At 68.5% G+C, this 19,360-nt stretch carries 19 protein-coding genes and 1 riboswitch; of the genes, 14 read left to right on the top strand and 5 right to left on the bottom strand.

What is annotated here, in order from left to right; genetic code table 11:
• Positions 1-1,134: a lipocalin-like domain-containing protein gene (locus tag FHR94_RS08145; RefSeq protein ID WP_183325139.1), complete on the top strand. Its 1,134-nt coding sequence runs from the start codon at positions 1-3 to the stop codon at positions 1,132-1,134.
• Between the two features lie 193 nt (positions 1,135-1,327).
• On the opposite strand, the gene gloA is transcribed toward FHR94_RS08145, so the two are convergent.
• Positions 1,328-1,861: a lactoylglutathione lyase gene (gloA, locus tag FHR94_RS08140; RefSeq protein WP_183325138.1), complete on the bottom strand. Its 534-nt coding sequence runs from the start codon at positions 1,859-1,861 to the stop codon at positions 1,328-1,330.
• A gap of 254 nt (positions 1,862-2,115) precedes the next feature.
• Here gloA and FHR94_RS08135 point away from each other — a divergent pair, with 254 nt between their 5' ends.
• The 7 genes from FHR94_RS08135 to FHR94_RS08105 all read left to right on the top strand — a co-directional run bounded on the left by FHR94_RS08135 (position 2,116) and on the right by FHR94_RS08105 (position 7,796).
• Positions 2,116-2,460 (top strand): DUF6482 family protein, encoded by a 345-nt coding sequence (locus tag FHR94_RS08135; RefSeq protein ID WP_183325137.1) that lies wholly within the window; start codon positions 2,116-2,118, stop codon positions 2,458-2,460.
• Positions 2,460-2,933, top strand: a complete 474-nt coding sequence (locus tag FHR94_RS08130) for a C40 family peptidase (RefSeq protein WP_183325136.1) — start codon at positions 2,460-2,462, stop codon at positions 2,931-2,933. Before FHR94_RS08135 ends, FHR94_RS08130 begins: the two co-directional genes overlap by 1 nt.
• 112 nt (positions 2,934-3,045) lie before the next feature.
• A complete protein-coding gene (locus FHR94_RS08125; protein ID WP_183325135.1) occupies positions 3,046-4,770 on the top strand; it encodes a DEAD/DEAH box helicase family protein in 1,725 nt (574 codons plus the stop codon).
• Between the two features lie 83 nt (positions 4,771-4,853).
• Positions 4,854-5,930, top strand: coding sequence for an ABC transporter substrate-binding protein (locus FHR94_RS08120; protein ID WP_183325134.1), 1,077 nt, complete (start codon positions 4,854-4,856; stop codon positions 5,928-5,930).
• Positions 5,927-6,691 (top strand): ABC transporter permease, encoded by a 765-nt coding sequence (locus FHR94_RS08115; RefSeq protein WP_183325133.1) that lies wholly within the window; start codon positions 5,927-5,929, stop codon positions 6,689-6,691. The genes FHR94_RS08120 and FHR94_RS08115 overlap by 4 nt, the downstream gene beginning before the upstream one ends.
• Complete coding sequence (locus FHR94_RS08110) at positions 6,688-7,458, top strand: ABC transporter ATP-binding protein (protein ID WP_183325132.1); 771 nt, start codon at positions 6,688-6,690, stop codon at positions 7,456-7,458. The genes FHR94_RS08115 and FHR94_RS08110 overlap by 4 nt, the downstream gene beginning before the upstream one ends.
• 38 nt (positions 7,459-7,496) lie before the next feature.
• Positions 7,497-7,796 (top strand): hypothetical protein, encoded by a 300-nt coding sequence (locus FHR94_RS08105; protein WP_183325131.1) that lies wholly within the window; start codon positions 7,497-7,499, stop codon positions 7,794-7,796.
• A 73-nt stretch (positions 7,797-7,869) separates the two neighbouring features.
• Here the strand turns inward: FHR94_RS08105 and FHR94_RS08100 are convergent, their stop codons facing one another.
• Positions 7,870-8,067 (bottom strand): CopG family transcriptional regulator, encoded by a 198-nt coding sequence (locus tag FHR94_RS08100; protein WP_183325130.1) that lies wholly within the window; start codon positions 8,065-8,067, stop codon positions 7,870-7,872.
• A gap of 190 nt (positions 8,068-8,257) precedes the next feature.
• On the opposite strand from FHR94_RS08100, the gene dauA reads away from it, so the two are divergent.
• The 3 genes from dauA (at position 8,258) to thiE (ending at position 11,031) form a co-directional block, all read left to right on the top strand.
• The gene (gene dauA / locus FHR94_RS08095) at positions 8,258-10,078 is read left to right on the top strand and encodes a C4-dicarboxylic acid transporter DauA (RefSeq protein ID WP_183325129.1); all 1,821 of its coding nucleotides are present in this window, start codon (positions 8,258-8,260) and stop codon (positions 10,076-10,078) included.
• Positions 10,073-10,173, top strand: a riboswitch (TPP riboswitch). It overlaps the preceding gene by 6 nt.
• Before the next feature lie 38 nt (positions 10,174-10,211).
• The gene (locus FHR94_RS08090) at positions 10,212-10,424 is read left to right on the top strand and encodes a hydroxyethylthiazole kinase (RefSeq protein ID WP_425485362.1); all 213 of its coding nucleotides are present in this window, start codon (positions 10,212-10,214) and stop codon (positions 10,422-10,424) included.
• The gene (gene thiE / locus FHR94_RS08085) at positions 10,414-11,031 is read left to right on the top strand and encodes a thiamine phosphate synthase (protein WP_183325128.1); all 618 of its coding nucleotides are present in this window, start codon (positions 10,414-10,416) and stop codon (positions 11,029-11,031) included. The genes FHR94_RS08090 and thiE overlap by 11 nt, the downstream gene beginning before the upstream one ends.
• A gap of 4 nt (positions 11,032-11,035) precedes the next feature.
• Here the strand turns inward: thiE and FHR94_RS08080 are convergent, their stop codons facing one another.
• The 3 genes from FHR94_RS08080 to FHR94_RS08070 all read right to left on the bottom strand — a co-directional run bounded on the left by FHR94_RS08080 (position 11,036) and on the right by FHR94_RS08070 (position 14,438).
• Complete coding sequence (locus FHR94_RS08080) at positions 11,036-11,911, bottom strand: DMT family transporter (protein WP_183325127.1); 876 nt, start codon at positions 11,909-11,911, stop codon at positions 11,036-11,038.
• A gap of 108 nt (positions 11,912-12,019) precedes the next feature.
• Complete coding sequence (locus FHR94_RS08075; RefSeq protein ID WP_183325126.1) at positions 12,020-13,414, bottom strand: D-alanyl-D-alanine carboxypeptidase; 1,395 nt, start codon at positions 13,412-13,414, stop codon at positions 12,020-12,022.
• Between the two features lie 262 nt (positions 13,415-13,676).
• Entirely contained in the window at positions 13,677-14,438 is a 762-nt protein-coding gene (locus FHR94_RS08070) for a sulfite exporter TauE/SafE family protein (protein WP_183325125.1), read from the bottom strand.
• 268 nt (positions 14,439-14,706) lie between these two features.
• On the opposite strand from FHR94_RS08070, the gene FHR94_RS08065 reads away from it, so the two are divergent.
• From FHR94_RS08065 to iadA, 3 genes are read left to right on the top strand one after another with little or no spacing between them, the layout of a single operon-like run.
• Positions 14,707-15,555, top strand: coding sequence for a cyanophycinase (locus tag FHR94_RS08065; RefSeq protein WP_183325124.1), 849 nt, complete (start codon positions 14,707-14,709; stop codon positions 15,553-15,555).
• Entirely contained in the window at positions 15,552-18,185 is a 2,634-nt protein-coding gene (gene cphA, locus FHR94_RS08060; RefSeq protein ID WP_183325123.1) for a cyanophycin synthetase, read from the top strand. The genes FHR94_RS08065 and cphA overlap by 4 nt, the downstream gene beginning before the upstream one ends.
• On the top strand, positions 18,182-19,357 hold the full coding sequence (gene iadA / locus FHR94_RS08055) for a beta-aspartyl-peptidase (RefSeq protein ID WP_183325122.1): 1,176 nt from the start codon (positions 18,182-18,184) through the stop codon (positions 19,355-19,357). Before cphA ends, iadA begins: the two co-directional genes overlap by 4 nt.
• Positions 19,358-19,360 lie beyond the last annotated feature (3 nt).

The raw sequence follows: 19,360 nt of genomic DNA, 5'->3' as shown, positions 1-19,360 counted from the left end.
ATGAGCGCATGGCTCGGCGCGCTGGCGCTGTTGCTGGCAGGCTGTGGGAGCGAGCCGCCCCCCGAGACGCCGGCCGGCTTCGCCGGACTAGGCAGTGCGGCCGGCGGTTTCGTGCAGGCCTCCCCCGGCACGCCGCTGAGTTTCCCCGAGGATCATGGTCCGCACCCCGACACTCGTCTGGAATGGTGGTACCTCACCGCCAACCTGGCGGATGCGTCCGGCGAATCGCTGGGCGTGCAATGGACCCTGTTCCGTCGGGCCCAGCAGCCACCGGCCGAGCGCCGTGAGGCCCCCGGCCCCTGGGCGGCCGAGCAGCTGTGGATGGCCCATGTGGCAGTGTCCCGTGGCAAGATGCATCGGGTGGCGGAGCGCTTCGCGCGGGGCGGGTCGAGTGTGGCCGATCCCGCGCGGGACCAGGCCGGCGTCACCGCCTGGCCCTTCCGCGCCTGGCTCGATGACTGGCAGATGATCAGCCAGGTCCACGACCCGACGCAGGATGCCCTGGACCGGCTCGTGGTGACCGCCGAGGCCGGCCAGGAGGATGCCCCCTTCGGCTACCGATTGACGCTGGAGGCCGAGGGGCCCTTGGTGCGCCACCGCCAGCCGGGCGCTCGCCACACGGCCGGCGATACCCCGGTCTACCTCAGCCAGCCCTTCTATCGGGTCAGCGGCGAGGTGAGCCTGGACGGGGAGCCCCACCAGGTGACGGGCCGCGCCTGGCTGGACCGGGAGTGGGGCAACCAGCTGATGGCTCCCTGGCACCAGGGCTGGGACTGGTTCTCGCTGCATCTGGCCGGTGGCGCCAAGCTGATGGTCTACCACTTGCGCGGCGACGCGGCGGCAGGCGATGCCCTCTTCGGCAGCTGGATTGCCCCCGATGGCACGGTCACCGCCCTCGGCGCCGATGACCTGCGGCTGACCCCGCTGGCCACGCAGGCCGTGGCGGGTCGCGAGCTGCCCACGCGCTGGCGACTACAGGTCCCGGGCCAGGCCCTGGACCTGATCGTCGAGGCGTCCCATGCCGAGCGCTGGATGCCCACCAGCGTGCCCTACTGGGAAGGTGCGGTGCGGGTCCGCGACCGGGAGAACGACCGGCCACGCGGCGTGGGCTACCTGGAGATGACGGGGTACTGAGGCGAGGGCTTAGAGATCACTTCCAAACCCCCAGTAATGGTGGGCGCCGGGGGCAAGACGAAGCGAGGGTCCTTTGCCATGGATGGCAAAGATAGCGCCCAGGGAGGGGTTCACAGCGCCCTCGTGATGGTCCGACACTTCGGGTCTTGCCGAGGAAAAGCCCACTCCGTCCAAGGAGTTGTGAATGAAGTTCTTAGTCACCCAGGTGGCCCAGGCGGTCGGCCTGGACCACTTCGATCCAGTAGCCGTCCACGTCCTTGACGAAGGCCACGTCCTTCAACTTGCCCTGGTCGGGGCGCTTGACGAAGGTCACGTCATTGGCGTCGAACCAGGCCACGGTGGCCTCCAGGTCCGGCACGCTGAAGCAGATGTGGCCGAAGCCCTGGGGCTCGGTGTTGCCGTCATGGTAGGCGAAGTCATCCTGCGCCTCGGTTCCCCAGTTGTGGGTCAGTTCCAGCACGCCACGCTGGCTGAAGGTCCAGACGGTGCGCTCGGCGGTGTCCTCCGGGACGTTCTCACCCGGCTCCGGCCGGGCCAGGAAATAGAGCGAGAACTGCATCTCCTCGAAGTCGAGCCGGCGCAGCACCTGCATGCCGAACACCCGGGTGTAGAAGGCCAGCGCCTTCTCCGGATCCTTCACCCGCAGCATGGTGTGGTTAAGGCGAAAACCTTCGGTCTCGGCGGTGGGGGCCTGCACGCCGGGGGGCTGTTCTCCCGGGAAGTTCATGGTGCTCTCCTCTGGTCCGTGTGGCGTACCCTGGTAGTGGGGACACCACGCGGACATTTCCACCCCTGCCTTTGAGCACCATCGTACAAATATGATACAATAACTGTACACAAGATGCGCAGAGGGAACGCCCAAGCGGTAATCGATGCCCGGGGATACTAGTTACCGACTCAGTCCACCCGGGCCCTGGCAGGATCGCAGCAGTGGCTCTACATTATCTGTACACTATCCACGACTCGCCCCGGAGCCTGTTCATGACCAGCATCGACATGTCACTCGGTGATCGTATCACCACCAAGCAGCTTTCCCATGCGCTTCACCACGGTTTCTCCCCGATCGTCGAGGTGGAGTCCATGGATGGCATCTACACCGTGCGCTTTCATCATGCCAACGGGGTCTCGGAGCTCGCCGACAAGCACGGCAAGACCTGGACCTTCACGGGTACCGGCGAGATACAAGACCTGCTCGGGAGCCTGGGCCTGACGCACGGCGTGCTGACCTGGAGCGACCAATGCGGCGACGAGATGATCGGCGTGCCGGGCAAGGCCTTGACCCCGGACGAGATGCTCGCTCACGGTACGCGCATCGCCTTTCGCTGATGTTCGCCGCGCGGGTCGGTCCGTTGGCGTTGCTGCTGGCTGTGCTGCTGGCGGGCTGTGCCAGCCGCGGCCTCGAGACCGCGGATACCACGGCCCTCTCCCTCGACCGGGCGCTGATCCTCGCCGAGGCCAGACAATCGCTGGGCATCCCCTACCGCTACGGTGGCACCTCGTCCCGAGGGCTGGACTGCTCCGGCCTCGTGCAGCGTGCCTATGCCCGGGCGGGCATCAGTGTGCCTCGCACCTCACGCGCCCAGTTCAGGGCCCTACCTCAGGTCGAGCAGGCCCGTCCGGGCGACCTGCTGTTCTTCGCCACCGCCGGCAGCGGCAAGCCCAGCCACGTGGGTATCTACCTGGGCGGCGGAGAGATGATCCATGCCCCCGGCCGTGGCCGACAGGTCACCATCACCTCGCTCGGGCTGGACTACTGGCAGGAGCGCTTCGTGGGGGCCGCCAGCCTGCCGGCGCCCTGAGGGCTCCTGTCGCTGCCTGGCCATCCGGCCCGGTGATCGCCCGCGGGAGTTTGCTCGGCAACGCGGTCGGTGAGAGGCTTGACCGAGATCCTGCGGGTGCTGGACAGCCGTCATGACCAACAACTTGACCTCAAGCCTGCCCGATCGAGAACAAGCCGAGTTCTCGGCGTGGCATCCCGGGCTGGAAGCCGAGCTGCCCCGGCGTTATCAGGCCCTGGAGACGATCCATCACCCGGCCAATGTCCACTCCCGTCTGGACGACATGCCGGAGCTCAGGGCCCTGACCGGGCTCGCGGAGGAAGAGCTGGTCGCGTTCCGGGCAGAGCGCCTGGTGCTCCACGAGCTGATCGTGCAGGTCACGGCCGATATCGTCGTCCTCGAGGGCGAAGAGGAGGAGGTCTTCGGGCAGCACTTCCGTCGCATCGCCGGCAGGATCCTCGCCGATTACCTGACCCCCCACCTGCCGGCGTTTCGCCAGGCCCATGACGCGCTGCATGACGAGGTTCGCGTCACGGTGGGCGAGATCCTCGACGCGGCCTTCGCCCCCCCACCGGCGGAGGTCGACCCCGAGCCGGCCTCCCGCCTGGCCAGATGGCTGGGCAAGCGCCGATCCCGGCCGCCCCCGCCAGACCCGCGGTCCATCCAGGAACGCCACCATGACATGATCCAGGACCTCAAGGACCAGGGACTGGCGGCCCAAGGGGAACGGGAGAGGGCCATCTACAAGAGCACCTACCGTGTCCTGAACTCAATCGCCGGCACCCAGGGCCATGTCGGGATGGATCGCGACCTCCTGGTGACCTTGATCACCCGGCATGTCTGCAACGACTTCGGCAGCCATCACCTGGGCCGGATGGTGGCCCGGCATGTCGCGCGGGCCATGCACGAGGAAGGCTATACCCGCATTCCCTGTGCCGAGACGCCGATCCTGATCAGCCTCAAGGGGGCCTCGGCGTCGGGCAAGAGTTCCCTGCGGCCCTTCCTCAAGGACACCCTGCAGGCACAGGGCATCCGATCGGATGAGTACGGCACCATCAGCCCCGACATCTGGCGCCGCCTGTTGCTGGACTACGAGTCCCTGGGCGAGGCCTACAAGTACGCAGGCCGCCTGGCCGGCAAGGAGGTCAAGCTCATCGATGCCAAGCTGGATCGCTACATCCGTGACAAGGCCCGCCGCGATGGCACCATTCCCCACCTGCTGATCGACCGCTTCCGGTTCGACAGCTTCGCCTCGGAGCAGGTCTCCCGGATCCTGGATGCCACCTATGCCAAGCATGTCGACACCATGCTTACCTACTTCATCGTCACCCCGCCCGAGGCGACGGTGGAGCGCGGCTGGTCTCGGGGGCTGGAGCGGGGCCGCTACAAGGCGGTGGAGGACTTCCTGGGGCATTGCGTGGAAGCCTACGACGGCATGCCCCGGCTGTTCTTCAAGTGGCTGGGTAGCCGGCACCCCCACTTCCAGTACCGTTTCCTGGACAACGCCGTGCCGAAGCACACCACGCCCAAGACCATCGCCTACGGCACACGGGAGGCCCTCAACATCCTCGACCCCCTGGGGCTGGTCAACATCGAGCGCTACAAGAAGATCAATACTCAGGCGAGATGCCCGGCAGAGGTCTATCCCGATGATGAGGTCCTGGCAATCGACCGCAACTGCGGCTTCCTCAAGCAATGCATCGCCCGGGTGCCCGAGGTGAACTTCATCGACGACGCTTCCGGGACGGTGTATCTGCGCGCCAGGCAAGGGCGTTTCGAGGTGGTGGACGCCCCACTCTTCGCGGCCAGGCGTCATGACCCGGAACTCGCCGCCCTGTTGGCCGCTATAAAACTATAACCGATTCTTCCAACCAGAACTTTCCGCCCCGCTAATACAGCCGATAAGATCGACGGCCGTATTCCATATCCTGGAGACCCACCATGTTGCGTGTCGTTCGCCACCTGGGCGCCGTGGCCCTGCTGTGTGCCCTCCCCGGCCTGGCCCAGGCCCAGCCGTCACCACCGGTCACCCTCGAGGTCGGCTACATGCCGATCTTGCCGGTGGCCCAGCTGTTCGTGATGGAAGGCGAGGGCTGGACCGATGAGGCCGGTCTCGAGCTCGAGCTGACCCGCTTCTCCAGCGGCCCGGCCATGGTCCAGGCCCTGGCCTCCGGTGAACTGGATGTCATGTACTTCGGCATCGGCCCCGCCATGGTGGCTCGAGCCAATGGGGTGCCGATCAAGGTGCTGGCCGCCAGTATCCGCGAGCAAATCGGCCTGGTGGCGCGCGGCGAGCTGGCCGATGCCTTCGCGCGCGCCGCGGATCCCGCCGAGGCCATCGCCCGCTTCACCGAAGAGCAGGGACGCAAGCCGCAGATCGCCACCTTCCCCCGCGGCTCGGTGCCCGACACCGTGCTGCGCTACTGGCTGGTCGAGCGCCTGGACGTGGGCGAGGAGGCGGTGGAGATCGTCGCCATGGGCGCGGACCGGGTGCAGCAGGCGCTGCTGGCCGGGGCGGTGGATGCCGCCTCGATCCTCGAGCCGATCCTGACCACCGTGCAGGAACGCGTCGACGGCGCCCGGGTCGTGGCCCGCGCCGACGAGATGCTGCCCGGCCAGCCCGGCGCCGTGCTCGCCGCTCGGGAGCAGGTGCTGGAGGCGCACCCGGAGGCGATGCGCACGCTGATGGCGCTGCACGTGCGGGCCACCGCGATGCTGCTCGAGGAGCCCGACCGGGCCGCCCCCCATGTCCGCGAGTTCGTCGGCAAGCGGCTGATCAAGCTCGACACCGTGACAACCGCCCTGCGCTCGCCCTCCTCGAACTATCTCGCCGACCCCCACGCCATCCTCGAGGCGACCCGGACCATGCACGACTTCCAGATGGCCCAAGGCACCCTCGAGACCCCTGTCGACCTCGAGGCGCTGTTCGACACCACCCTTTACGACGCCGTCGTCGGTGAACAGGCCGGTGATGAAGAAACCGCTGAGCACGCCGCCGGAGAGCCGTCCAACTCATGATCACGCCCCTGCCGCGCTCTCGCCGCAGTCTGCTCAGCGCCCTGGGGCTGGCCGGCTTCCTGCTGCTGTGGGAACTGGCCCTGCGCAGCGCCCTGCTGCCTGGCAGCCTGGTGCCGCTGCCCTCGTCGATTCCCGGGGTGCTGGCCGCCGAGATCAGCGATGGCATCTGGCTCGAAGTGGTAACGGCCAGCCTCTCGCACTACAGCGTGGGTGTCCTGCTGGGCTCGCTGCTGGGCATCGCCGTCGGTGTCGCCGCGGCGTTGTTGCCAGTCTTCGACGCCCTGCATGCCTGGTTGGCGAGGCTCTTGCGCCCCATCCCGCCGCTGGCCTGGATCCCCTTCGCCATCATCTGGTTCGGCATCAAGCCCTCGGCGGCGGCCTTCATCATCAGCATCGGGGTGTTCTGGATCAACTACTTCGCCAGCTACAGCGCGGTGCGCTCGGTGGACCCCGGCTTTGATGAGGTCGCCCAGGCCTTCGGTCAGGGCCGCTTCCTGGCCCGGCTGACCAAGGTCAGCCTGCCCGCCGCCGCCCCAGGCATCCTCGGCGGGCTGCGGGCCGGCCTGGGCCAGGGCTGGATGACGGTGGTGGCCGCCGAGCTGTTCGGCATCCCCGGCATCGGCCAGCGCATGATGGAGGCCTCGAGCCTGCTCGCCACCGACATCGTGGTGGTCTACATGCTGACCATCGCCGGGCTCTACGCGGTGTTCGACTTCCTGTTCATGCGTCTGCAGCGCCGACTGCTGAGGTGGCAACCATGACGGCCTCTCCGACCACCCCGCCCCCAGTGCTGAAGGCCAGAGGTGTGCGGCTCGGCTTCGCCGGCACGACGGTGCTCGAAGGGGTCGACCTGGACCTGCACCCTCGCGAGTTCGTCGCCGTCGTCGGCGCCTCCGGTGTCGGCAAGTCGACCCTGCTACGTGCCCTGGCCGGCCTGTTCGCCCCCCAGGCCGGCACGATCGAGATCCCCAAGGGCCAGGGCGACGACACCCGGGCCTGGTCGATGGTCTTCCAGGCGCCGCGGCTCTTCCCTTGGCGGCGAGTACGCGGCAACGTGGAGCTGGGCCTCGAGGGCCTCGCCCTCTCCCGGGCCGAGCGCCGGCGGCGGGCCCTGGAACCCCTGACGCTGGTGGGACTCGAGGACTATGCCGAGCGCTGGCCGCACACGCTGTCCGGTGGCCAGCAGCAGCGGGTGGGCATCGCCCGGGCCCTGGCCGTGCGTCCCCGGGTGCTGTTCATGGACGAGCCCTTCTCGGCCCTGGACGCCATCACCCGGCGCCGTCTCCAGCAGGAACTGGTGGACCTGCGTCGCCGCACCGAGGCCGCCATCGTCTTCGTCACCCACGACATCGAGGAGGCCGTGCTGCTGGCCGACCGGATCATGGTGCTCGGCGGTCAGGCGCCGGGGACACCCGCCGGCGTGGTGGCGACCCGCGAGATCCCGCTGCCCCTGGAGGCGCGCCGCGACCACCCCGACTTCGCCGACCACCTGCAGGCCATCGAGCAGCATATCCGCGGCGGCCCCTGAGCCACCCCACTGTTTCCACTATCGCAAGGAGGTTACCGATGGCCACGCTGCGCGTCCTGCTGCATGCCCCTACCGCCGAGGCCCTCGCCCGGGCCCGGCGCAATGCCCGCAACCTGATCAAGGCGCGGCCCGACGCCGAGGTGCTGATCATCGCCAACGCGGCGGCGGTCGCCGCGGCCCTGGCAACACCCGACGAGACCGACCCCCTCCTGCGGCTCTGCGGCAACACCCTGGCCGCCCAGGGGCTCGACAACACCGCCGGCCTCCCGATGGTCGAGGCGGCGGTAGTCACCCTGGCCGAGTGCCAGGCCGAGGGCTGGGCCTACATCCGCGCCTGAACCGCCGGGGCCGGGGATGCTTTCGCCCCTACAGGCTCTGGCTGGCCGACCGGCCCCCTGGCGGGAGCGCACATCACTCCCGCCCCGGCGCGTCCCTGGTGGCCAGGCCAGGGCGGGTCTCGTACTCCACGCCATGGTCGCGCAGGTAATCGCGGATCATCTGACGTACCACCTGGGATGGAGTCCGGTCCTGGGCCGCACATAGCCTTTCGAAGGCCTGCTTCTTGTGCGGGTCGATCAACAGGGTCAGGCGTGCCGTCTTCTTTTCCATCACTATCCTCCCGGAGGCATTAACATCAAATGTTAATGCCTGGCATCGGCCGGTGCAATGCCGAGGCATTTGTCGATCATACCAATCACATGTTAATGTCATTCACATAAATAACCCCGATCGATTCCCGCCGGACATGCGGCCACCGGCCCATCCACGGTACGGGTGACCCCCAGTGAGGATCCCACGCATGGCACGCCACCGACCGTCCCTGCCCATTCCCGGCATCGCCGCCGGCCTGCGCGCGGCCTGGCGAGACGGCTATGGCCTGGGTGATCTGCGCCACGATGTCATGGCCGGCGTGACCGTCGGCACCGTGGCCGTGCCGCTCTCCATGGCCCTGGCGATTGCCACCGGCGTGCCCCCTCAGCACGGGCTCTACACGGCGATCGTCGCCGGTGTGCTCATCGCCCTGACCGGCGGCTCACGCGTCAATGTCTCGGGGCCCACGGCGGCCTTCGTGGTCATCCTCTTCCCCATCGTCCAGCAGTACGGCCTGGGCGGCCTGCTGATCGCCACGATGATGGCCGGGATGATCCTGGTAGTCCTCGGCATCACCGGCATGGGGCGCCTCATCCAGTACGTGCCCTATCCGGTGGTGCTCGGCTTCACGGCGGGGATCGCGGTGGTGATCGCGGTGCTGCAGGTGCCCGACTTTCTAGGGCTTCAGGTCGGTCAGCTGGGCGAGCACTTCGTCGACAACCTCGGGCGCATCGCCGTCTCGTTGCCGACCCTGGACCCGCTCGAGCTGGGGATCGGTGCCTTCACCCTGGGCGTCCTGCTGCTCTGGCCGCGCCTGAGGCTGCCCGTTCCCGCGCCGCTGGTCGGCCTGGTGGCCGGGGCCCTGGCCGCCTACGGGGCCAATCTCTGGCTGGCCGGGTCGGGGGCGGAAGTGGAGACTATCGCTTCGCGCTTCACCTGGTCGGCCGACGGCACGACAGGGAGCGGCATTCCCCCGATCGCACCGAGTTTCGTGGCTCCCTGGCGGCTGCCGGGTGCGGATGGTGAGTCATTGGTACTGGATTTTGCGCTGATTCGTGCCCTGCTGGGGCCCGCCTTCGCCATCGCCATGCTGGGGGCGATCGAGTCGCTGCTGTGCGCGGTGGTCTCCGATGGACTGACCCGGACCCGGCATGACCCCAACGCCGAGTTGATCGGCCAGGGGCTGGGCAACATCGTCGCGCCGCTGTTCGGCGGCATCACCGCCACGGCCGCCATCGCCCGGACCGCCACCAACATCCGCAGCGGCGCCCGTTCGCCGATCGCCGCGGTGGTGCACGCGCTGGTAGTGCTGCTGGCGGTGGTCGCCCTGGCGGGCCTGCTGGGACTGGTACCGATGGCCGCGCTGGCGGCACTGCTGTTCATCGTCGCCTGGAACATGAGCGAGGCCCGCCACTTCCTGCACACCCTGCGCTCGGCCCCGCCGGGGGACGTGGCCATCCTGGTGACCTGCTTCACCCTGACCGTGCTCTTCGACATGGTGCTGGCGGTGGCCGTGGGCATCGGGCTGGCCGCCGCCCTGTTCATCCGGCGCATGTCCCTGCTGACCCAGACCCAGCGCGTCGATACCGAGGCGCATGGCGCCATCGATGCCCTGCCCGACGCGGTCGCCCTCTACGACATCAATGGCCCGCTGTTCTTCGGCGCCGCGGAGAAGGCGCTCACCTCGCTGCACCTGGTGGCCCCGAGGGTGCGGGTCGTCATCCTCGACATGCATGACGTACCGAGCATGGATGGCACCGCCATCGTGGCCCTCAAGGCCCTGATCGACGAGATGCACCGCGAGGGTGTGGCGCTGGTGCTGGTCGGCCTGCCGACGCGGATCCTCGTCAAGCTGCGCCGAGCGGGGATCCGCCGGACCGTCGGCCGACTGACCTGGTGCCGGGAGCTGGCACACGCCCGGCGGGTGGCCCGGCGCTGGCTCGGCGAGGAAGTGACACGCCGCCATCCCCCGAGAAGGCCTGAGTCCGGCCTTTACAGCCAGGGAGCGGGCAGGGATAGTGGGACCTGACGACAGGGGCGCCGCGGCGAGACCGCCACGGCTGAGAGGCACCCTCATCACCTGACCCGGATAATGCCGGCGTAGGGAGTCGTGCAGCTCCGGCCCTGCCGCCGAGTTGCACCTCCCGCGCCGGGGAGGCCCCATGCATTCCATTGATCCCGCCCTGCACCTGGCCCGGGTGCGTGAGACGTGTCCGCTGATCCACAACATCACCAACCATGTGGCCATGAACACCATGGCCAACGTGCTGCTGGCCATCGGCGCTTCGCCGGCCATGGTCCATGCCCGCGAGGAGGCCATCGAGTTCACCGCCCTGGCCGAACGGGCCCAACTGGAGGTTCACGATGCGCCTTGATCTCTCACTCTATCTCGTCACCGACCGTGGGCTCTGCGCGGCTCATGGCCTGGTGGAAACCGTGGCGGCAGCAGTGCGCGGCGGCGTGACGCTGGTGCAGCTGCGCGACAAGCACGCTAGCGATGACGAGCTGGTCGACCAGGCGCGTCGCCTCAAGGCGGTGCTTTACGGCACCGGCGTGCCGCTGATCATCAACGACCGGCTGGAGGTGGCCCTGGCGGCCGGCGCCGACGGGCTGCACATCGGCCAAGACGACGGCGACGTGGCCGAGGCCCGCGCGGCGCTGGGCACCGAGGCGATCCTGGGGCTTTCGGTGCAGACCCATGACCAGCTCGCTCGCCTCGATCCGACGGCGCTGGACTATCTGGGCCTGGGCCCGGTATTCGCCACCCCCAGCAAGCACGATCATGCCACCCCGCTGGGCTTCGAGGGCCTGGCCGCCTTGGTGGCCGCCAGCCCCCTGCCGAGCGTGGCCATCGGCGGCCTCAAGGCCGAGCACGCCGCGGCGGTGCGCGCGGCAGGCGTCGAGGGCCTGGCGGTGATCTCGGCCATCTGCGGCCAGCCCGACCCGGAGGCCGCTGCGCGGGCCTTCCTTTCCCGGCGCTAAGGCCTCAGGAAGTCGGCCGGCGCTTCAGGGAGGTCCGTCGCTCATGGTAGGCGACGGCCAGGCCGCTGCCGATGATCAGCACACTGCCGGCGAACACCCCGAGATCCGGCATCTCGCCCCAGAACCACCACCCCAGCAGCACCGCCCACAGCAGCGCCGTGTAGTCGAAGGGCGCGGCTATGGCCGCCGGGGCATGGCGGAAGGCCAGGGTGATGCAGGCTGTGGCTCCTACCCCGAGCACCCCCGAGGCCAGAAAGGCCGGCCAGTGCCAATTCAGCGGTGTTTGCCACACCCAGGGCAGGCTGGCGGCAGTCAGCACCAGGGGCACCAGGGTCATATAGAAGACCATGGCCCAGAGGTGCTCGGTGCCTCCCCAGCGCCGCGAGGTGAGCATCAGCAGCGCATAGAAGACCGCCGCCCCCAGCATCACCAGGGCGCCGGGGTCGAAGGTCTCCCCGCCCGGACGCACGACCACCAGCACCCCCAAGAAGCCCACCAGCGACGCCACCAGCACCGGCCCTTCGATGCGCTCGCCCAGCAGCGGCACCGAGAGCAGGGTGACGAACAGCGGGGCCACGAAGGCGATGGCCGTGGCCTCGGCCAGCGGCAGCAGGGTCAATCCCAGCACGAAGCAACCCATGGTGCCGGTATAGATCAGGCCGCGCAGCAGGTGGATGCCGGGGCGACGGGTGCCCAGCTTGCGCAGCCCGCCGCCGAAGTGCGCCAGTAACGCGATCAGCGGCAGCGAGACCAGAGTGCGAAAGAAGATGATCTGCAGCGGCGAGTGCACCTCGCCCAGCCACTTGGCCACGGCATCCCCCAGCGCCAGGCAGAGCACCCCTAGGCACATGAAACCGATGCCCTTGAGCGACGATGGCATAGGGGACGCCTCCCGCGATGTGTCCTGGAAACGATCGCCCCGCCGACCTGAGGCCGGCGGGGCAGATGACGGAACGACGCCAAGGCGGCGTCAGACGGGGGTAAGGCCTCAGAGGCTGGCCTGGACCACCATGCACTCCATGCCTTGAGCCACCAGGCGGCGGCAGGCGGTGTGCGCTTGTCCTTCCTGAAGGTCCACCAGCCGGGCCCGGTAGACGCCGGCGCCTTCGGCCATGGGCACCGCCACCCGGGCGTTGGCCAACTCGCTGGCCAGCCGGTCGGCCGCCCGGGACGCCAGGCTTCGGGCATGGTCGACGTCGCTGAAGGCGCCGACCTGCACGCCCCAGGCGCCACCGGCAGCCACGTCACGCGGTGCCTCCGGTTCGATCAGCTCACGCAGAGGATCCTCGGCGCTCGCGCCGGGCAGCGCAGGACGTGCGTCGAGCGTGTCACCCTCCCCCCGGGCCAGCGCCACGGAGGATGCCGGCGCCTCGACGAGGGCCTCGTCGCGGGAGGGCGAGGTGGCGGCCGGCGATGTCGCCGCGGCGAGCCGGCGAGGTTCCCCCGAGGCGGGTTCCGTACGCGCCAGGCGCTGGCCGGCGGCACCCGGCATCAGCCGGCCTCCGGAGAGCCGGCCTCCGGAGATATCGGCGCTGGCCAGCCAACCATGTCCATCCGACAGGCTGGCCCGCAAGAAACCCCGATCCAGCAGATTGGCCATGTGGGCATCCCGGGACGAGGAGGTGAACCCCCCCATCACCACCGACAGCATGCGCCGCCCGTCGCGCACCGCCGAGGTGGCGACATTGAACCCCGAAGCCCGAATGAAGCCGGTCTTGAGGCCATCGGCGCCGGGATAATTCTCGAGCAGGCGGTTGTGCCCGGACAGCGTCTTGCCACGCCAGGTAAAGTCGGACAGCGAGAAGTAGGGGTAGTACTGGGGGAAGTCCCGCATCAGGCGATGCGACAACACTACCATGTCCCGGGCGGTGGTGACCTGCCGGGCATCGGGCAGGCCGGAGGCATTGCGGAAGGTGGTGTCGGTCATACCCAGCGCGGCCGCCTTGTCGGTCATCATCCGCGCGAAGTTCGCCTCGCTGCCCCCCAGCGCCTCGGCCACTACCACGGCCACGTCGTTGGCCGAGCGGACCACCAGCGCCTGGATGGCCTTCTCCACCCGGATACGCTCGCCCGGCTTGAGATACAGCTTGGTGGCGGGCATGGCCGCGGCGGCATGCGATACCGGCAGCGGCTGACCCAGCCCCAGGCGTCCTGCCTCGAGGGCCTCGAACAGCAGGTAGAGCGTCATCATCTTGGTGAGCGACGCGGGATAGCGGGGCTCGTCGGCCTTCTCCGCATACAGGATCGCATGGCTCTCGGCGTCGATGACGATGCCGGCATAGCGCGGGTTGCCGGCCTGAGCATTCCCCGCCACCAGCATCAGGCAGGCCAGCAGCGTCGACATGACCCCCGGACGCCGCCAGGTGGTTGCTGTGGATCCCATCGGTGTTCCCCTGTTTTTTTTGCATCCCTACATGAGGGCATTATGGACAAGATCCGCCCCCTGTACAGGGGGCTCGTCAGGGTTTTTCCTGACGCTTTTCCTGCGGCGCATCCAAGGAACTCATCCGACCGACGATCTCGGCAAGCGTCGTTCCAGCGCGGCCACCACAGTCCCACACGGGCGGTGTGCGCTGCCGTCGAAGCATGTCACTGTGACAGGCCAGCCTGGCCACGGGTTCATGACAACGATACATTTCTTTACATCAAGTGCCAACCAGTCGTTGGCCCCCTAGCCAGACCAGACGCAGCGCCAGCAGGGTCAAGGCCCAGCGAAACAGGGTCTCGAAGCGGTGCTCGGAGAGCCGGTGCAGCAGTCGCAGTCCCAGCCAGGTGCCCAAGAAGCCCGCGCCCACCATCAACAGGATCAGCGCCAGCCAGTCATGGAAGACGAAGCCGGCCACCCCGAACACGAAGGCCTTGGTCAGGTGCTGGGCCAGCATGCAGGCAGAAAAGGTCGCCACCTTGGCCAGGCGCCCGGGCTGGCGCTGCTTGATGAAGGCCGCCACCACGGGCCCGCTGGCCCCCACCAGGCTGGAAAGCAGGGTGGTGACGGCCCCCACCACCAGCACACCGGCCCGTCCCAGGGCCCGCTTCGGCAAGCCCGGCCCCCAGCAGGTGAAGAGCACGAAGGCGGCGATGCACAGCTCCAGCACCCCGGCAGGCAGGCGTACCAGCAGCCAGGCGGCGGCCAGTGCCCCTAGCACCACGCCGGGCAGGAAGGCCCCGAGCGTGGCGCGATCGACATGGCGCCAGGTCAGGGCCGTGCGTCCCACATTGGAGCCTAACTGGACCATGCCATGCACCGGGATCAGCGCCGTGGCCGGCATCACCTGGGCCAGGGCCATGAGCATCAGCACGCCGCCGCCCACGCCCACCGCCGCCGTGAAGGCCGAAGTGAGGACCGACAGCAGCACCAGCAGCAGGTTGATGGCCCCCGGCAACGGCGAGAGCGACTCTAGCACCATGCCTGCCCTCTCATGGTTATCCCGTCCATGGCGACGGCGCCGCCTGTTAGCGACCGGTCCTGCCGCGGATCGAGCGCCCGAGCCTGCCCGTGGCGACTCCTGGCAAGCCGCGGTATCGATGCGCACGAGGCAGCGAGAACGTGCCCCGCGCCGGGATGACTGTTATAAGTGAAAGCATAGGCGGTAAGCATTCTGCCATTCGGCAAGCGGCTCACGCGAACATGGCGTCTGCGCTGGCTCAAAAGCGTCGCTGGGCGACGAACAGGTTATGGCTTCCCAACACCCCGTGGCACCTGGCCGCATCGTGGCCATCGGCGGAGCCGAGGACAGGACCTCCGACCTCGAGATCCTGAGACAGGTCTTTGCCCTGGCCCCCGAGGGCTATGGCGAGGTCGCCGTCATCGCCACGGCGAGCAGCATTCCCGACGAGGTGTTGCCCGAGTACGAGGCAGTCTTCTCTCGCCTGGGCGCCAGCCGCGTCCATTCCCTGGGCATCCGTGACCGCCGCCAGGCGGCCGAGGCCGACACCGTCCGCCTGATCGAACAGAGCGGCGTCATCTTCTTCACCGGCGGCGACCAGCTGCGCCTGACCAACGTGATGGGCGGCTCGGCGACCCTGACGGCCATCCGCCACCGCTTGAAGGAGGGCGCGGTAGTGGCCGGGACCAGTGCCGGGGCGGCGGCCATGCCGGGCACCATGATCTACAACGGCGCCGCCGCCGATGCCCTGCGCAAGGGCGCCGTCAACATGACCTTCGGCCTCGGCCTCGTCGAAGGCCTGATCATCGACAGCCACTTCCTCGAGCGTGGACGCTTCACGCGCCTGATGGAGGTCGGGGCGACCAACCCGGAGTACCTGGGCGTGGGGCTGGGCGAGGATGCGGCGGTGATCATTCATGCAAACCGGGTTCTCGAAGCCATCGGCCCGGGCCATGTCATCCTCATCGACAGCCGCGACCTGGCGAGCTCGAACATCGCCGACCTGGCAATGGGAGAGGCGGTGGCCATCGAGCACCTGATTCTGCATGCGCTGGTCAGCGGTCACGGCTTCGATATCGAGGCGCGTCGCTATCTCGCCGCCGATGCGCTCGTCACCACGCTGGCAGATCGCCGATGAATATCCTCGAACACCGGGCCCTGCGGGGCCCGAACTACTACAGCCGCTACCTAGTCATCTTCATGCGCCTGGACATCGGCGAACTCGAGGAACGGCCGAGCGATACCGTCCCCGGCATCGTCGAACGCCTCCTCGGGTTATTGCCCACCCTGCAGGAGCATCGTTGCTCGGTCGGCCGACCCGGCGGCTTCGTGGAGCGTTTGGTGCGAGGTACCTGGGCCGGCCACGTCGTCGAGCATGTGGCGATCGAACTCCAGAACCTGATCGGCTTCTCGGTCGGCTACGGCAAGACCATCGACAGCTACGAGCCCGGGATCTACAACGTCGTCTACCGCTACCGGGACGAAGCCTGCGGCCTGGCGGCCGGGGTCGAAGCCGTCGAGCTGGTCACCCGGCTCTTCCAGGGAGACGAGATCGACATGCCGGCGATCATCACCCGCCTCAAGGCGGTACGCGACGCCCACATGCTGGGCCCCTCCACCGCCTCGATCGTGGCGGCCGCCGAGCGTCGTGGCATCCCCCACATCCGCCTGAGTGACGAGAACAGCTACATCCAGCTGGGTCACGGCCACCGCCAGCAGCGGATCCAGGCGACGGTGACCTGCCATACGGATCTGATCGGCTACGGCATCGCCGACGACAAGGCCTGGACGAAGCAGGTGCTCGGTGACGCCGGCATTCCGGTTCCCCACGGCCGAGTCTGCGCCGGCGTCGATGACGCCCTCGACGCCGCGCGCGACATCGGCTACCCCGTCGCGGTGAAGCCGCTGATCGGCAACCACGGCCGTGGCGTGAGCACCAACATCGATGATGGCCAGGCCCTGCGCGAGGCCTTCGGCATCGCCGCCCACCGCCATCCCTCAGTGATCGTCGAGCAATACATCAAGGGCGAGGATCATCGACTGCTGGTCATCGACAGCAAGCTAGTGGCCGCCGCCAGGCGGCGACCGGCCCATGTGATCGGCGATGGGGTCGCCACGCTGCAGGCCCTGGTCGACAGGGAAAACCAGGACCCGCGACGCGGCGTGGGGCACGAGAACCTGCTCACGCAGATCCAGCTGGACGAGCAGTCCCAGCGGCTGATCGACCAGCAGAACCTGACCTTGCACAGCGTGATTCCAAAGAACGAGATCGTCTATCTGAAGCCTACGGCGAACTTGAGCACCGGCGGCACGGCCACGGACGTGACCGACGACGTCCACCCGGAGGTCCGCTACGCGGCGGAGCGAATCGCGCGCCTGGTCGGGCTCGACATCATCGGCATCGACCTGCTGGCCGAGACCCTGACCCGGCCACTGGAAGAGCAGTCCGCCGCGGTGGTCGAGGTCAATGCCGGACCCGGTTTTCGCATGCACCTGTCGCCCACCCACGGCAACGGCCGCGATGTCGGCCAGCCTGTGATCGACATGCTGTTCCCGGACAGCGAGACCGACGCCCGCATTCCCATCGTTGCGGTGACCGGGACCAACGGCAAGACGACCACGGTGCGCCTGCTCTCGCACCTGCTGCGCCAGGCGGGACGCAACGTCGGCATGGCCTGTACCGGGGCCATCGAGATCGACAACCATGTCATCATGCGCGGGGACTACAGCGGCCCCCAGGCGGCGGCCATCGTGCTGCGCGAACCCACGGTCGAATACGCCGTGCTCGAAGTGGCCCGCGGCGGCATCATGCGCCGTGGCCTGGGGTTCGACGAGTGCGACGTGGGGGTGCTGCTCAATATCGCCAGCGACCACCTGGGGGAGCATGACATCCATACCCTCGACGAGCTGGCACGCTGCAAGACGGTGGTGATCGACGCCGTGAGCAAGAGCGGCACCGCCGTGCTCAATGCCGATGACCCCCGGGTGCTGGCCGGCCAGGAGTGGGCGCGGGGCGATATCATCTTCTTCACCCTGGACCCGGATTCACGCCCCATCCGTCAGCATGTCCGCGATCATGGGGTGGCCTTCACGGTCCACAATGAGCGGATCGTGATGCGTCAGGGCCATGTCGAGGCCGAGGTGATCCCGGTAGTGGACGTGCCGATCACCTTCGAGGGGCACGCCAGCTTCAATGTCGCCAATGCCCTGGCCGCCAGCGCGGCCGCCTATGCCCTGGGGCTCTCCATCGCCGATATCCAGATGGGCCTGCAGACCTTCCATCCCACCCCCGGCCAGAATCCCGGACGCACCAACCTCATCGACGCCGAGGGCATGAAGGTGCTGATCGACTACGGGCACAACGTGCCGGCGCTCGAGGCCTTGAGCGAGCTGGTGAGCGCTATCCCGGCGCGACGCCGCATCAGCGTGGCCAGCGCACCCGGCAATCGCCGCGACGAAGACCTCTTCAACCTCGGCACGCTGCTCGCCCGGATGCACGATGTCGTCTTCATCTACGAGACCGACGCCCGCGGTCGTGCCATCGGCGAAGCCGCCGGCCTGTTGCGCGACGGTGCCGAGTCGATGGGGGGCTGCCGGGTCGAGCTCGTCCTGGAGGAGCAGCAGGCCGTCGACCGTGCCTTCGATGAGGCCAGCGAAGGTGACCTGCTGGTGTTGCTGATCGACGATGTCGAGGGCGCCATCGAGCGCCTGAAGGGACGTCGCTTCGCGCCGCCGGCGGCGACTGCCCCCACCGACGAGTCGCCATGATGTCCCTCGATGAGCGGGACGTCCCCCTGCTGACCCTGCTGCGCGTCGGCCGCATCTTCGCCCCGGCGCCCCTCGAGGCCACCGACCTGCTGATCGCGGACGGGCGGATCGCGGTGCTGGGGCGCGACCTCGCCGTGCCCGAAGGGTGGCCCGTGCGCCTGGTCGAGGCACGCGATCTCACCGCCGTTCCCGCCTTCATCGACCAGCACGTGCATGTGACCGGTGGCGGCGGCGAAGGCGGCTGCGGCAGCCGCTGCCCCGAGATCACCGCCCGGGAGATCGTCGCCATGGGGATCGGCACCGTGGTGGGGGTGCTGGGCACCGACGGCATCAGCCGCTCGCCGGCGGACCTGCTGGCCAAGGTCCGTGGACTCAAGGCCGAGGGCATCGCGGCCTACATGTACACGGGGTCGTATCGCGTGCCGCCACCGACCCTCACCGGCGACGTGCAGCGCGACCTGGCCTGGATCCCCGAGGTCATCGGCCTGGGCGAGCTGGCGATCTCGGATCATCGCTCCAGCCAACCCCGCCAGGACGAGATCGCGCGGCTGGTCGGTGAGGCGCGCGTCGGCGGCATGCTGGCCGGCAAGCGTGGCATCTGCCACTTTCATGTCGGCGACGGACAGCGGGGGCTCGAACCGCTGCGCCAGCTGCTCGCGGAGACCGAGATTCCCGCCGAGCAGGTGATCCCCACCCACGTGAACCGCCACCGCGCCCTGCTCGAGGAGGCCGCCGACTATGCGCTGGCCTTCGCCGCCAGCGTGGATGTGACCGCCTTCGACGACCCCGGCGAGGAAGGCCTCTCCGGCTTCGAGGCGGTGTCGCGGCTGCTCGCGCGCGGCGTGCCGGTCGAGCGCATCACCATGAGCTCCGACTGCAACGGCAGCCTGCCCGAGTTCGATACCCAGGGTAACTACATCGGCATGCGGGTGGCGCGCAACACCGCCCTGATTGCGGACTGGCAGCGCCTGGTCCGCGAGGAGGTGCTGCCACTCGACCAGGCCCTGGGCCTGATCTCGGGCCATGTGGCCCGGGTGCTGGGGCTGCATGACCGCAAGGGTCGCCTGGCCATCGGCCATGATGCCGACGTGACTCTGCTCGACGGAAACCTCCAGCCGCAACAGACCTTCGTGGCAGGGAAGCGACTCTACGCCAGGGACGGCTCGCCGTAGTGC

Source organism: Halomonas cerina (assembly GCF_014192215.1).
GTDB classification, from domain to species: Bacteria; Pseudomonadota; Gammaproteobacteria; order Pseudomonadales; family Halomonadaceae; genus Halomonas; species Halomonas cerina.
This window is presented reverse-complemented; position numbering and strand designations above follow the sequence as displayed.

What these genes read in the sequence shown, in the direction of transcription:
- FHR94_RS08115 (WP_183325133.1), top strand. Translation starts at nt 5,927, where the DNA reads ATGATCACGCCCCTGCCGCGCTCTCGCCGCAGTCTGCTCAGCGCCCTG.
- FHR94_RS08120 (WP_183325134.1), top strand. Translation starts at nt 4,854, where the DNA reads ATGTTGCGTGTCGTTCGCCACCTGGGCGCCGTGGCCCTGCTGTGTGCC.
- FHR94_RS08105 (WP_183325131.1), top strand. Translation starts at nt 7,497, where the DNA reads ATGGCCACGCTGCGCGTCCTGCTGCATGCCCCTACCGCCGAGGCCCTC.
- gloA (WP_183325138.1), bottom strand. Translation starts at nt 1,861, where the DNA reads ATGAACTTCCCGGGAGAACAGCCCCCCGGCGTGCAGGCCCCCACCGCC.
- FHR94_RS08080 (WP_183325127.1), bottom strand. Translation starts at nt 11,911, where the DNA reads ATGCCATCGTCGCTCAAGGGCATCGGTTTCATGTGCCTAGGGGTGCTC.
- FHR94_RS08125 (WP_183325135.1), top strand. Translation starts at nt 3,046, where the DNA reads ATGACCAACAACTTGACCTCAAGCCTGCCCGATCGAGAACAAGCCGAG.
- FHR94_RS08130 (WP_183325136.1), top strand. Translation starts at nt 2,460, where the DNA reads ATGTTCGCCGCGCGGGTCGGTCCGTTGGCGTTGCTGCTGGCTGTGCTG.
- iadA (WP_183325122.1), top strand. Translation starts at nt 18,182, where the DNA reads ATGATGTCCCTCGATGAGCGGGACGTCCCCCTGCTGACCCTGCTGCGC.
- FHR94_RS08145 (WP_183325139.1), top strand. Translation starts at nt 1, where the DNA reads ATGAGCGCATGGCTCGGCGCGCTGGCGCTGTTGCTGGCAGGCTGTGGG.
- FHR94_RS08090 (WP_425485362.1), top strand. Translation starts at nt 10,212, where the DNA reads ATGCATTCCATTGATCCCGCCCTGCACCTGGCCCGGGTGCGTGAGACG.
- FHR94_RS08100 (WP_183325130.1), bottom strand. Translation starts at nt 8,067, where the DNA reads ATGGAAAAGAAGACGGCACGCCTGACCCTGTTGATCGACCCGCACAAG.
- cphA (WP_183325123.1), top strand. Translation starts at nt 15,552, where the DNA reads ATGAATATCCTCGAACACCGGGCCCTGCGGGGCCCGAACTACTACAGC.
- FHR94_RS08065 (WP_183325124.1), top strand. Translation starts at nt 14,707, where the DNA reads ATGGCTTCCCAACACCCCGTGGCACCTGGCCGCATCGTGGCCATCGGC.
- thiE (WP_183325128.1), top strand. Translation starts at nt 10,414, where the DNA reads ATGCGCCTTGATCTCTCACTCTATCTCGTCACCGACCGTGGGCTCTGC.
- FHR94_RS08075 (WP_183325126.1), bottom strand. Translation starts at nt 13,414, where the DNA reads ATGGGATCCACAGCAACCACCTGGCGGCGTCCGGGGGTCATGTCGACG.
- FHR94_RS08110 (WP_183325132.1), top strand. Translation starts at nt 6,688, where the DNA reads ATGACGGCCTCTCCGACCACCCCGCCCCCAGTGCTGAAGGCCAGAGGT.
- dauA (WP_183325129.1), top strand. Translation starts at nt 8,258, where the DNA reads ATGGCACGCCACCGACCGTCCCTGCCCATTCCCGGCATCGCCGCCGGC.
- FHR94_RS08070 (WP_183325125.1), bottom strand. Translation starts at nt 14,438, where the DNA reads ATGGTGCTAGAGTCGCTCTCGCCGTTGCCGGGGGCCATCAACCTGCTG.
- FHR94_RS08135 (WP_183325137.1), top strand. Translation starts at nt 2,116, where the DNA reads ATGACCAGCATCGACATGTCACTCGGTGATCGTATCACCACCAAGCAG.